Here is a 12,893-nt window from a genome sequence, read left to right as displayed (position 1 = left end):
AGTTCGAAAGCGTAACGTGTGGCGTGGTGTTGTCATAGCAGATACCCCCAAGATTTGTGCAGCAGGTTGTGACGATCCGAACGGTGTGGCGCTGGCTAAACATTGCGCGAAATAATGCGCTGGCGCCTGCTTCTGTCCATCGTTCACAGTATGTTAGACCAATACTTTGTTCTTTTGTTGCGCAGCCGCCCGTAGAGGCTGCAACGTAACATAGAGCTCCAAACGTAACATCCGCCTCATGCAGCACATGAATGCAGCAAGGCGGTTGAGCATTGCGTGGCGCGGGCTCGCCGTTCGTCATCCCTTTGTGTTTTTTGCTTTCTTCCTTCCATGGCCGACGCCGTAACCTCCCGCGATTCTGACTATTCTCAGTGGTACATTGACGTTGTTCGCAAGGCCAAACTCGCCGACTACTCGCCTGTGCGCGGATGCATGGTCATCCGACCCAACGGATATGCGCTGTGGGAGCGCATGAAGGATACGCTTGATGGTCTGTTCAAAGCAACGGGCCACGAGAACTTCTACTTCCCGCTGTTCATCCCGGAGCGCTTTCTGGCGCGCGAGGCCGAGCACGTCGAGGGATTTGCGAAGGAGTGCGCCGTGGTAACGCACTCGCGCCTCACGCTGAACGAGGACGATGAACTGATCCCCGACCCCGAGTCGAAGTTGGAGGAAAACCTCATTGTGCGGCCCACCTCCGAAACCATCATCTGGAATACCTACGCCGACTGGATCCAGTCGTACCGCGACCTGCCGCTGCTCTATAATCAGTGGGCCAATGTGGTGCGCTGGGAGATGCGCACGCGGCTGTTCTTGCGTACGATGGAGTTTCTCTGGCAAGAGGGGCACACCGCTCATGCCTCCAAAGAAGAAGCGGTCGAAGAGGCCGAGCGCATGCTCGATGTCTATGCCACCTTCGCCGAAGACTACATGGCAATTCCGGTGGTGCGCGGACGCAAAACGGCCAGCGAGCGCTTTGCCGGAGCCGTCGATACGCTCTGCATTGAAGCACTCATGCAAGACGGCAAGGCGTTACAGGCAGGCACCAGTCACTTCCTGGGACAGAACTTCGCGAAGGCGTTCGACTGCACCTACACCGACGAAAACAACGAGGAGCAGTACGTGTGGGCGACCTCGTGGGGCGTGTCGACGCGGCTAATTGGCGCGCTTATCATGACGCACTCCGACGATCAGGGGCTTGTGCTTCCGCCCAAACTCGCCCGCGACCAGGTCGTCATCGTGCCGATCTACTTCAACGATGAGCAGCGCGCGCAGGTCTTAGAAGAGGCCCAGCGCATCCAACAAGAACTCGAAGACGCCGACATCCGCGTGAAGCTCGATGCCGACGACCAGCAGAAGCCCGGCTGGAAGTTCAACGAGTACGAGCTTCAGGGCGTACCGCTGCGCATTGGCATTGGCCCACGCGACATCAAAAACAACAATGTGGAACTGGCCCGCCGCGACACGCAAGAGAAGGAAATTGTGTCGCAAGAGGGGCTGACTGCACGCATCCAGGATACGCTGGCTGCAATCCAGAATGGGCTGTTCCAGCAGGCACTCAAGCGGCGCAAAGCCAACACCACATCGGTCGACTCCTACGACGAATTCAAGGAGGTCATCGAAAACGAGGGCGGCTTCGTGAAGGCGCATTGGGACGGCACCGAAGCAACCGAGACGCGCATCCAAGAGGAAACGGGGGCTACCATCCGCTGCATCCCGTTCGACCGCGATGCGGAGCCGGGCGAAGACATGCTCACCGGAGAGCCTTCTGAGGGACGCGTGCTTTTTGCGAAGGCGTATTAAGTACGCGTTAAGTATGCGAATCAGGAGTTGAAGGCGAGCAGGAGCATCGCGGCGGCGAAGCGTCCGAACACATGCACCATCAGCCCCCGCCCCGGGTCGCCCGGACCTTCGAGGCGGCCTGAATGCCGGTTTTTTCTTCAATCCATCCGAAGAGCGACTCGATCGGCTGGCGGATGCGGCTGACGAGCTCTGAGTAGAGCCGATCGGCCGCCGAGAGGCGCGTTTGCCCCTTCGCCTTCTTGATCGGGGTGACGATCTCCAGGTTCTGCTCCGATCATCTGCGCTGAATCATTATACAGGTGTTTGCAATCGGTGAGCGACGAAACTCGCCTTAATGTCGCCGGGGACGCAAGCGGTCCCCGGCTATGGGCTGCAAATCCTTAGCCCGGGATCAGGAGCGAAGCGCTGGGAACGCAGTGACCGAGTGCTCGTGGGGTGCGGATATCCCGGGCGGCCTCCAACCTAACGTGTACATCGAAGTCTCGCACCTGGTATAACTTGTGCCGAACACTGTCGGTACCGCTTTCATCCCCGACCACGCTGCCAGGAAAAGTCGAAAATCACTGTGGCGAAATGGTACTGGCTTGAAACCGACAGCAGAATAGGAGACCCTATTGGTGCCGACAATATTGAGCCATATGCTTTTCGTGTTACATTACAACTGACTTTCTAAAACCTGTATCATTCTCTTTATCTCAGAAGGCGTTGCTTCGATCGTTGCTGTTTTGGTATTTCCACTTTCCAATTGTTGTACAGCCTCCAGTTCGCCGCTTTCAATCATTGCATCCATCTGTTCAAGACTGATTTCGAAATAATGGGGACCTTCGCTCGAAGAATACTGGACTTCAAACTTCGTTGTGGGTTGCTTTTTTGAAGTATTAATAAGGATCAACTTAAAGTATCAAGTCACGATGCAAACAACTCCGTCTGCACCCCATGGGGCTGATAGGCAAACTGGTAGCTGTCGGAGCCTGTTGGGTCCACAGCGTCTACATCGTGCAGGACCAGTTCGGTTTCCTGTTTGGTGATGACCCCGAAGTCGTAGAATGCATTCGTATGTTTGCACGGGGTATCGCGCTCACGCAAAAAGCGGCGGTGCCGCTCGATGCGGGCCGTGTTGTAACGATGGGATCGCTCGGGCAGCGTGTGTACCGCGTCCTCGAACACAGTGGCGAAACCCGGTTCCAGTTCATACCCCACTGAGTTGCGGCGAAGCATCGCGGCGGCCAGGGAGGTCGTGCCGGTACCCCAAAACGGATCGAGCACGGTGTCGCCTGCAATCGAGTACATGTTGATGAGGCGAAGCGGAAGGGCCAGTGGGAAGGCGGCAGAGCGACTGCGTAGATCGGCATGGCTGGTTGCAAGCGACTGCGTGGTACCGCGCAGATCCGTCCACACATCCGAAAACCAGCGGTTACGCTCCTCCCAAAAGTAGGCACTTTCGTAGCGGTCTGAGCGTCGGTCTGGCTTTACGGTGCGTTTGTCTTGCTTGCGGAAGATCAGGATGTGCTCGTGCTCAAGCGTCACGTACGCATTGGGCGGGATCATGCCAGATCCCATAAACTTGTTCGGCTTGTTGGTTGACTTGCGCCACAAAATGCCAGGCAACTGGTGCAGCCCGTGCGCTGTGATGTCTTGCACCGTGCGGGCATGGTTTGGATACAGGCGGAAGGTGCCCCCGGTGGTGCGTGTTGCATCCCCCATGTTGATGCAGCAGATGCCGCCCGTGCGCAAGACGCGTGCGCACTCCGCCCACACAGTGTCAAGAGCCTGATGCATGACGTTGAAAGCGGCATCCGGGTCGCCTCCCCTCAGCGCCTGCTCGCTTTCGGGCACCCACTCCGCAAACAGATCGTCCCACATCTCAATCATAGGATACGGAGGCGACGTCACGATCAGATCGACGGAGGCATCGCCGATCGCCTCCATCTGTGCTGCGTTACCGATGTGGAGCTGTGTTGTCGTTGTCATGAAGCAGGGGCCGAAAGAGCAAAACCAGAGCACGCCATTGCTACGGCGCGAGTACCTGCATGTGTCCGAAAACAACTGTCTCCCGTTCGTGCAAGAACGTGAGCACATGGCTTCGCTGCTGCTGGCTCCACGGAAGAAATACGACAGCCCCCCTTCTTTACCGGCTTTTCGGAATGAAATTGCAGCCGTACGTTGCATCCGGCACGCCGCTTTGGTAGGCTGGATATGCTACAAATCCCTCTGGCATACTGCCACTACCGACCCGCCTGCCCATGTTTGCTGACTTCATCCCGCTGTTTGTCATTGTTGCTATTGCGTTGGGGCTTGCCCTTACGCTGTTGGCAGCAGCCTCGTGGATTGGACCGAAGCGGCCCAATAAGGTGAAGCGTACGCCGTACGAAAGCGGCATGGACCCGATTGGGTCGGCGCGCGAGCGCTACTCGGTCAAGTTCTACCTGGTAGCCATGATCTTCATCGTGTTCGACGTAGAGGTCGTGTTCATGTATCCGTGGGCAGTGAGCTTCCACGACTTTATTGATGCCGGGCTGGTGGCTACCGTCGGCGTAATGATCGTGGTCGGGCTCTTCGTTGCCATCCTCACCCTGGGGCTGGTCTACGACATCAAAAAAGGCGGCCTGGAGTTCGACTAACTCGAACGTGCGATTTCCTATCGCACTGCACGGGCGTCGCTCCCTCTTCACCTGCCCTAAGCGCGTTCTAAAAAGCGATGCGATATTGTACGCGCCTTGCAATAATTCGGGACATGTACAGGCTGAAACTGAAACAGGGGGAAGGACTCCACCATTAGATTCGGTACGAAATTCGAATGGGATCACCGCACTCTGCGTCCCCCTTCTCTTCACAGACCTTGATGTTTGCCATGGCTGGTTCCTCCCCCTTTGGTGGTGAAAACTTCTTCACGACCCGCGTAGATGCAGTCGTAAACTGGGCCCGCTCCAACTCGCTGATGCCCATGCCCATGGGACTGGCTTGCTGCGCTATTGAAATGATGGCGTTTGCCGGGCCCAAGTACGACTCGGCACGCTTTGGCAGCGAAGCGATGCGCTTCTCACCACGTCAGGCTGATCTCATGATCGTGGCTGGCTGGGTCTCCTACAAGATGAGTCATGCTGTGCGCCGCGTGTGGGATCAGATGGCGGATCCGAAGTGGTGCATCGCGATGGGCGCCTGCGCTTCCACCGGCGGCATGCATCGCTGCTACGGCGTCGTGCAGGGCTGCGATAACTTCCTTCCGGTTGATGTCTACATTCCTGGCTGCCCGCCGCGCCCCGAAGCCGTGCTGCATGCGCTCATGGACATCCAGGAGAAGGTGCGCAACGAGTACACCATCACGCAAGACTACACATACGGCGATCCGTACGAAAACGCACCGCTGATTCCGGAAAACACGATCCAATATCCGGGGCAGTTGCAGAAACCTAACACTCCGGCTACACCGGTTGCCCCTGCCAGTGCGTAGCCCACCGCCGCTGTCTTTGTCTTCTTTCTTCTGACGCTGCGCCCTATGTCTGCTGACGACGCCTCCAACGCTGCCTCTGAGCCCGAGGTGCTCAAGTTTCACTACACCCCGGCCGACACGGCCATTTCGGGAAGCACCGACAACCCTCATGCAAAAGCCACGTCGCACGCCCCGGCGGTGGTAAATGCCCTGGTCGATGCCTTTGGCGACAAGATCATCGGTCCCGTAGAAACGTATGCCAACGAAGACACGGTGTACGTTGCTAAAGACCGCATTGCCGATGTGTGCCGCTTTCTTAAGGAGGAACAGGGCTTTGTCTACCTGGCTGACCTGGGCGGCATCGATCGGTTTACGCAAGAAGACCGCTTCGAGGTGTTCTACAATGTTGTCAATATGGAAGCGAAGCAGCGCCTCCGCCTGAAAGTGCGTGTCGATGAAGACGACCTGCACGTACCCACCGTCACGTCGGTCTACCGCTCGGCCAACTGGAACGAGCGCGAGGCCTACGACATGCTCGGGCTGATCTTTGACGGCCACCCCGACCTGCGGCGCATGTACATGCCCGAAGACTTCGAGTACTATCCGCTGCGCAAGGAATTCCCGCAGCTCGGCGTGCCCGGCTCGCTACCGCTGCCCCCCCAGGCGCCCGACGGCGAGCTCACGATGGATCCGTTTGCCGCGGCGCACGGCTCCAAACCGGCCAAAAGCTACGACGAGCCTGAAATCAAAGACGAGTAGCGCTCCGGCCACCGCCCTCTGTATCCCTCGACTCCTTAGTTTGCCCCGCTGTTATGGCTGAAGCTCCGTCTTTTCCTGGACTCGACTTAGGCGACAAGTTTCGGTTCTGGCCGAAGCACAATGAGAAGATCTACGAGCGGCTGGAAAGCAAGCACGCCTGGATCGAAGAGAAACGCGCTGCGGCTGAGGCAGCAGGCGACGGGTCGCCCGAGGCGCTGACTGATGCCCCTTCTGGCGACGGCGCCACCGCCGAAGCCGATCCGCTCGACCATCAGATGACGCTCAACATTGGCCCGCAGCACCCGGCCACGCACGGCGTACTGCGCTGTGTGGTAAAGCTCGATGGCGAAACCATCGAGAAGGCAGTCCTCGACATCGGCTACCTGCACCGTGGCATCGAGAAGCTCGCGGAGCACAAGACGTACCAGGAGTTCATGCCGTACACCGACCGCATGGACTACCTGTCGCCCTACTCGAACAACGTGGCGTGGTGCCTGGCGGTCGAAAAGCTCGCCAGCATCGATGTGCCCGAGCGCGCGCAGTGGATTCGCATGATTATGTGCGAACTCGCGCGCATCTCCTCGCACTGCCTGTGGCTGGGCGTGGGGCTTATGGATGCCGGAGCGGTATCGGGCTTCCTGTGGACGTTCCAGCAGCGCGAAGACATCTACTCCATTTTTGATGAGGTGGCGGGCGCCCGCTTCACGGTCAGTCACAGCCGCATTGGCGGTGTGGCGAGCGACCTCTCGCCTGAAGCGTTCCGCCGCATCCGTGCCTTCACCGAGAGCTTTCGCACCGAACTGGGCCGCTGGGAAGACTTCCTGAACCGCAACCGCATCTGGATCGATCGCAATAAAGACGTGGGACGTATCACCCGCGAGGAGGCGCTCGAACTGGGCATGACGGGTCCGAACCTGCGGGGATCGGGCGTGGATTACGACATCCGCCGTTTCGAACCGTACCTGAAATACGATGAGGTTGACTTCAACGTGCCCACCCGCGAAGAGGGCGATTGCCTGGCGCGCTACTTCCTGCGCATGGAAGAGATGCGCGAGAGCGTGCGCATCATTGAGCAGTGCCTGGAACGGATTCCGGAAGGCCCCGTGCGCTCCGACGATGCCAAGCAGGCGTATCCCTCGAAAGAGGAAGTCTATTACAGCATGGAGGGCATGATCCACGACTTCATGTACACCGACGTAGGCACCGTGGCCCCGAAGGGAGCACACACCTACCACGCCATCGAGAGCCCCAAGGGCGAACTCGGCTTCTACCTGACCTCCGACGGCACCGGACGCCCGGCCCGCATGCGCGTCAACGCGCCGTCGTTTACCAACCTGCAAGGCATGGAGTACATCATGGAAGGCTCGCTCGTGGCCGACACCGTCGTCATCATCGGGTCGATTGATCCGGTGATGGGCGAGGCTGACAAATAGGACGGCAAGCCTGAGGGGAGAAACGGGCACCTCCCCGCGCGTCCATACGTCCATCCATTCCACACACGCACACACCGAACATGTCTCAATTTGACATCAAGCGCCCCATTGTAAAGCTGCCCGACCAGCAGCCCGAGCAGCAGATCCCTGACGAGGAGCTGGTCTGGACCGATGCGGAGCAGGAGCGCATTGAGGAGCGGAAAGCCAAGTATCCCGACCCCAAGTCGGCCATCATGGATCTGCTCTGGATGGCCCAGGAAAAGTTTGACTACCTGCCGCCCGAAGCCATTAGGCTGTGCGCCGACACGCTCGACATGGATTACGCGCGTGCTTACGGCGTGGCCACGTTCTACACGCAGTACTACAAGGAGGAGAAGGGTAAATTTGTGCTCGACGTGTGCACCTGCTTCTCCTGCCAGATGATGGGCGGATATGACATCTTGCACTACCTGGAAGAGAAGCTCGGCATCCACAAAGGGGAGACGACAGACGACGGTATGTTTACCGTTGAAGAGGTGGAGTGCCTGGGATGCTGCGGCTCGGCCCCCATGATGCAGGTCACCAATGGCCCGTACGTGCACAATCTGACGAAAGACAAGGTGGACGCGCTGCTCGACGACCTGAAAGAGGGCAAAATGCCGCCCTTCGTGTCGGTGACGCTGCCGCAAGACGAAGACGAGATGGGCGGGAACCGTCGCTCTGATGCAGAGGCTACCGAAACCTACCAGACGCCGCCGCGCTCTCAAGCAGTGAAGTAGCCCCTGCACCGACCTGCGCTCTGCTTTCCTGCGTCTCATCCCCCCGTGCTATGAACACCGCTGCTCCGCCTCCCGATGTGCTGATGGACCGACTCTCGCGGCGCGAACGCGCGTTGGTGCAGAAGCAGGGAGTCCGCGCCGTAGAGCAACTGCGCAACGAGTGGAATGGACAGCGCACCTGGTTGTATGGGCTTAGCGGCGTTATGGCCCTGCTGGCCGTGGCGCTACCTACCGGCCTTGTGCATCAGTACCTGACCACCGCCGGCGTGCTGTCATCGCTCGACATACTGGGGGTGGTTGCTGCGGGGGCCGCTTTCGCAGCACTGCATGGCGCGGGCGCGGTCTACTTCTGGACGCACTGGAATCAACGTGCACGCACGCTCGATCTGCTGCACACATGGCTGCACCCCGCCCCGGCTCCCTCCGAGCAGGCGGCCTGAGCACTACGCTACAGCGTTGAGGCTACCGCGCATTGCAGCGCACGCCTTTTGCGACGCGCACCTTCCTCCGCATCTGTTACTGTTCATTCGGCCATAGCAGCCCTCGCGCTGCGTGCCGCCCAACCCCCGAATCTCTTATGGAACTGAACAACGGAACTTCCAAAGCGGGCGACTGGCGCAACTACGAGCGCGTTCTGCTGCCCCCTATTCGCGATCTGCACAAACTGGAGGTCTACGAACAAGAGGCCAACGGCTACAACCGCCTGCGCGAGGTGCTCACCAGCGACGACTGGACGCCCGAGTCGGTCACGAACGAAGTGAAAACCTCGAACCTGCGCGGACGCGGAGGCGCGGGCTTCCCTACCGGGTTGAAATGGAGCTTCATGCCCGAGCCCGACGACCGCCCGCGCTATCTGGCCTGTAACGCCGACGAGAGCGAGCCGGGTACGTTCAAGGATCGGCAGATCATGGAGTACAACCCGCACCTCATGTTCGAGGGCATCCTGATTGCGGGCTACGCCATGCAACTCGACGCGTGCTACGTGTACGTGCGGGGCGAATACGCCGACTGGATTCGCCTCATGGAAGCCCAGCTCCAAAAGGCCTACGACAACGGCTATGTGGGCGATAACATCATGGACACCGACTTCTCCATGGATATCGTCCTCCACAAAGGCGCAGGCGCCTACATCTGTGGGGAGGAGACGAGCCTCATGGAGAGCCTCGAAGGCAAGCGCGGCTATCCGCGCTACAAACCACCGTTTCCGGCGCAGAAAGGCCTCTGGGCGAGTCCGACAACCATTAACAACGTGGAGACGCTCGCACACGCGCCGCTCATCATTGAGAACGGCGGCGAGTGGTTCGCCAATACGGGCGCCGAGGCGCACCCCGGCCCCATTCTCTACGGCATCAGCGGCCACGTGAACCGCCCGGGCGTGTACGAATACCCGACCGGCATGCTCATTACCGACCTGATCGACGAGGTGGCGCAGGGCGTCATCGACGACAAAGGCGTCAAAGCTATTGTACCGGGCGGCTGCTCCGTGCCCCCGCTGCGGGGAGACGGCATCGACGGGGTGACGATGGACTCTGAGAGCCTGCAAGAGGCGGGCTCCATGCTCGGCACCGGCGGCATGCTGGTGCTCGATGAAGACACCGACATGGTGTCGTACCTGCGCCGCGTGACGCACTTCTACCAGCACGAAAGCTGCGGCCAGTGCACGCCCTGCCGCGAAGGCACCGGCTGGCTTGAAGCCATCGTGACGCGCATCGACGAGGGCGAAGGAAACATGCGCGACCTGGACCTCCTGCTCGACCTGTGCGATCAGATGGAGGGCCGCACCATCTGCGCGTTTGCGGATGCTGCAGCTTGGCCTGTGCGCAACACCGTGAAGCGATTCCGCGAAGACTTCGAGGCCAAGTGCAAGCCGTCGATGCATCCCACCGGCGCCGACCTCTCCACCGCAGGAGCCACCGCCGCGTAACGAACCGGCCCACTCGCACCATTAACAGCTACATACCCTCTGCTATGCCCGTTCATCGCAACGCACCTGCCCTGCTGGCTGCGCTCCTGACGCTGCTGGTTGGCATCGTTGGATGCGCCAGCGACGAGGCCGCCCCGAACGAATCGGCAGACACCGAATACGGCGCTGCTGTTGATGCGGGCACGGCTCTGCCTGTACAGCGTGTTGCCACCGATCCGGCTCAGTTTACTGAAAAAACGCTGGTGCTCGAAGGACGCGTTTCGTCGGTATGCGAACACAAAGGCTGCTGGTTGGCGCTCGACACGGGCGCCGATACGCCACCGCTGCGCGTGGAGGTGGCGCGAACCGATAGCGATGAATACGCATTTACGGTGCCTACCGATGCCAGCGGATGGGCCACGGTGCAAGGCCGCCTCGTGGCCGAGGAGCCCCCCTCGCACGAAGACCACGGCGATGGCGCTGAAGCTTCTGCCGACACCGAAGCCCCCGCCCCGTCGTATCACATGATTGCTGACGGCGTCCGCCTCACCGCCTCCGATGGGTAGCCGTTGGTGCGCCTCCCTCTTTTTTCTGTTGACCTAACTTTTTGCTCCGGCTATGCCTACTGTTGAGATTGATGGCCAGGTCTACGAATACGATCCCGACCACCACGACAAGCTGCTTCAGTTCTGCCTCGACCACGACGTGGAGCTGCCGCACTTCTGCTATCACCCTGCCATGTCTATTCCGGCCAACTGCCGGCAGTGCCTGGTGCAGGTAGGTACACCCGAGCGCGACCGGGCTACCGGCGAGCTGGTCACGGATGAAGAGGGCAATCCCAACATCCAGTTTATGCCGGGGATGCAGACAAGCTGTACCATTGGCCTGCAAGACGGCATGGTGGTGAAGACGCACCGCACCTCCGATGCCGTGCGCGAGGCACAGAAAGACACGATGGAGTTCCTGCTCATCAACCACCCGCTCGACTGCCCCATCTGCGACCAGGCCGGGCACTGCCCCTTGCAGATTCAAGCATACAAGTACGGCCCCGAAGGCTCGCGCTTTGAGTTCCGCAAGGTACATAAGCCGAAGCGCGTCAAACTCGGCCCCCGCGTTACGCTGGATGCGGAGCGCTGCATCAACTGCACGCGCTGCACGCGCTTTACGGACGAGGTTTCGGAGAGCGGACAGCTCACCATCAACCAGCGAGGCGTGCAAAACTACCCGATTACGGCGCCGGGCGAGGACTTCGACGAAGCCTACTCGATGAACACCATTGACTTGTGCCCGGTGGGCGCGCTCACGGCATCCGACTTCCGCTTTAAGGCGCGGATCTGGGAGATGAGCTCATCGCCCTCCATCGTAACCACCAACGCGACGGGCGCAAACTGCGAGTACTGGGTGCGCGACAACAAAGTGCTGCGCATCACGCCACGCCAGAACATGGAGGTCAACGAATACTGGCTGCCCGACGAAGATCGCCTCGTCTACGACCGCTTCAACGACGACCGTCCCGAAGGCCCGCAGGTGCGCCGCAATGGCGTGCTCGACGACGTGACCTGGACGCAGGCCTACGCGAAGGCCGCCGCGCTGCTGGGTCCTGCCGATGGCGACCGCATCCAGTTTGTGGGGTCTGCCTACGCGACCGTCGAAGACAACTACCTGCTGACGCAGCTGGCCGAGCATCTCGGGGCCGATGCGCCCGTCTACATCCCGCACATCGAACCCGGGGCGGGCGACGACTGGCTCATCACCGACGATAAGACGCCCAATGCGCAGGGCTGCGAGCGCCTCGGCATCCGCGAAGCCGACATGCAGATGCTGCGCACGCGCATCCAAAACGGCGAGATCGATGTGCTCTATGTGCTCGAAGACGACCCGGTGGCGTCGGAGCTGTGCGCGCTGGCCGACCTCGAAGATGTGGATGTGATTCTGCACTACTACAACACGACCAACGAAACGCTGCCTGCTGTGGATGTGGCGCTGCCTGCTGCCATGGTGGTGGAAACTGTAGGCACCTACGTTAACCAGGACGGGCGCGCCCAGCGTGTGCGTCCGGCCAAAGCCATTCAGGGCGTGAATCGCACGCTCATGATGGAGATGGGCCAAAGCCGCGAAGACGAGCACGGCACGCCGTTCGACCGCTGGCACAACGAATCGCACCGCATCAACTGCAAGCCCAGCTGGGAGATTCTGCCGCACATTGCCGATCATGTGAACCTTGACCTCGACTACGCCAAAGGGCCCCAGGCCATCATGAACGAGGTGCAGTCTACCCTCGACGCATTTGAAGGTGCCACGTACAACGCGATGGGCCTGCAAGGTGTGGCTCTTGAAGATGCCGAAGCGGGCGAGCCGGCGTAACGCGCGCACTTACAGCACAACGCACATCTGCAAGCGCCCTGTTCGGAGACGGATGGGGCGCTTTTGCGTTTTGTGTGATGATGCGTGCGCACAGCAGCATCTGATCCAGAAGAGCACGGTTTCTCACAGTATTGCTAACTATTGCTCTGTCACAACGGGTTGTGCTATAGGTTCAGAAGTCGCACAGCCCCCCAACGCCCGTCATCCAGATCCTGAATCGAGTTCAGGACAGGCAAGGCGCCGATTCAAAGATGAAAACACTATCCATCCGCCAGCCATGGGCCTCAATGATCGTTCTGGGCCTCAAGCCGGTCGAAAACAGATCCTGGAAAAGCAACTTCCGGGGCCGCATAAAAATTCATGCCGGCAAAAAATTTGACCAGGAAGGTGCAACCTGGATCATCGAAACATTTCCTGATCTGCAGGAACATGTCCTGGCCGCC

The 12,893-nt window shown here is 59.8% G+C and carries 13 protein-coding genes; 11 read left to right on the top strand and 2 right to left on the bottom strand.

What is annotated here, in order from left to right; translation table 11 throughout:
• Positions 1 to 330 precede the first annotated feature (330 nt).
• Positions 331 to 1,803: a proline--tRNA ligase gene (proS, locus tag R6U20_RS04170; protein WP_410336612.1), complete on the top strand. Its 1,473-nt coding sequence runs from the start codon at positions 331 to 333 to the stop codon at positions 1,801 to 1,803.
• 655 nt (positions 1,804 to 2,458) lie between these two features.
• Here proS and R6U20_RS04165 read toward each other — a convergent pair.
• A complete protein-coding gene (locus R6U20_RS04165) occupies positions 2,459 to 2,593 on the bottom strand; it encodes a hypothetical protein (RefSeq protein ID WP_410336611.1) in 135 nt (44 codons plus the stop codon).
• A 116-nt stretch (positions 2,594 to 2,709) separates the two neighbouring features.
• Complete coding sequence (locus R6U20_RS04160) at positions 2,710 to 3,774, bottom strand: DNA-methyltransferase (RefSeq protein ID WP_410336610.1); 1,065 nt, start codon at positions 3,772 to 3,774, stop codon at positions 2,710 to 2,712.
• Positions 3,775 to 4,046: 272 nt separating this feature from the next.
• On the opposite strand from R6U20_RS04160, the gene R6U20_RS04155 reads away from it, so the two are divergent.
• From R6U20_RS04155 to R6U20_RS04110, 10 genes are all read left to right on the top strand, one after another.
• Positions 4,047 to 4,424, top strand: a complete 378-nt coding sequence (locus R6U20_RS04155; RefSeq protein ID WP_410336609.1) for an NADH-quinone oxidoreductase subunit A — start codon at positions 4,047 to 4,049, stop codon at positions 4,422 to 4,424.
• A gap of 230 nt (positions 4,425 to 4,654) precedes the next feature.
• On the top strand, positions 4,655 to 5,254 hold the full coding sequence (locus tag R6U20_RS04150) for an NADH-quinone oxidoreductase subunit B (protein ID WP_410336608.1): 600 nt from the start codon (positions 4,655 to 4,657) through the stop codon (positions 5,252 to 5,254).
• 45 nt (positions 5,255 to 5,299) lie between these two features.
• Positions 5,300 to 5,992, top strand: a complete 693-nt coding sequence (locus R6U20_RS04145; RefSeq protein ID WP_410336607.1) for an NADH-quinone oxidoreductase subunit C — start codon at positions 5,300 to 5,302, stop codon at positions 5,990 to 5,992.
• 53 nt (positions 5,993 to 6,045) lie between these two features.
• Positions 6,046 to 7,425 (top strand): NADH dehydrogenase (quinone) subunit D, encoded by a 1,380-nt coding sequence (gene nuoD, locus R6U20_RS04140; protein ID WP_410336606.1) that lies wholly within the window; start codon positions 6,046 to 6,048, stop codon positions 7,423 to 7,425.
• An 80-nt stretch (positions 7,426 to 7,505) separates the two neighbouring features.
• A complete protein-coding gene (gene nuoE / locus R6U20_RS04135) occupies positions 7,506 to 8,183 on the top strand; it encodes an NADH-quinone oxidoreductase subunit NuoE (protein WP_410336605.1) in 678 nt (225 codons plus the stop codon).
• Positions 8,184 to 8,233: 50 nt separating this feature from the next.
• The gene (locus R6U20_RS04130) at positions 8,234 to 8,623 is read left to right on the top strand and encodes a hypothetical protein (protein WP_410336604.1); all 390 of its coding nucleotides are present in this window, start codon (positions 8,234 to 8,236) and stop codon (positions 8,621 to 8,623) included.
• Positions 8,624 to 8,760: 137 nt separating this feature from the next.
• A complete protein-coding gene (gene nuoF, locus R6U20_RS04125) occupies positions 8,761 to 10,107 on the top strand; it encodes an NADH-quinone oxidoreductase subunit NuoF (protein WP_410336603.1) in 1,347 nt (448 codons plus the stop codon).
• A gap of 44 nt (positions 10,108 to 10,151) precedes the next feature.
• Positions 10,152 to 10,652: a DUF4920 domain-containing protein gene (locus R6U20_RS04120; RefSeq protein WP_410336602.1), complete on the top strand. Its 501-nt coding sequence runs from the start codon at positions 10,152 to 10,154 to the stop codon at positions 10,650 to 10,652.
• Positions 10,653 to 10,704: 52 nt separating this feature from the next.
• Positions 10,705 to 12,450, top strand: coding sequence for a molybdopterin-dependent oxidoreductase (locus R6U20_RS04115; protein WP_410336601.1), 1,746 nt, complete (start codon positions 10,705 to 10,707; stop codon positions 12,448 to 12,450).
• Positions 12,451 to 12,701: 251 nt separating this feature from the next.
• A partial coding sequence (locus R6U20_RS04110; protein WP_410336600.1) for an ASCH domain-containing protein occupies positions 12,702 to 12,893 on the top strand: 192 nt, incomplete at its 3' end.

The sequence above is a fragment of the Longimonas sp. genome (genome assembly GCF_046498435.1).
Taxonomy (GTDB): domain Bacteria; phylum Bacteroidota; class Rhodothermia; order Rhodothermales; family Salinibacteraceae; genus Longimonas.
The sequence above is the reverse complement of the archived record's forward strand: the minus strand, read 5'-3'. Positions and strand labels throughout refer to the sequence as shown.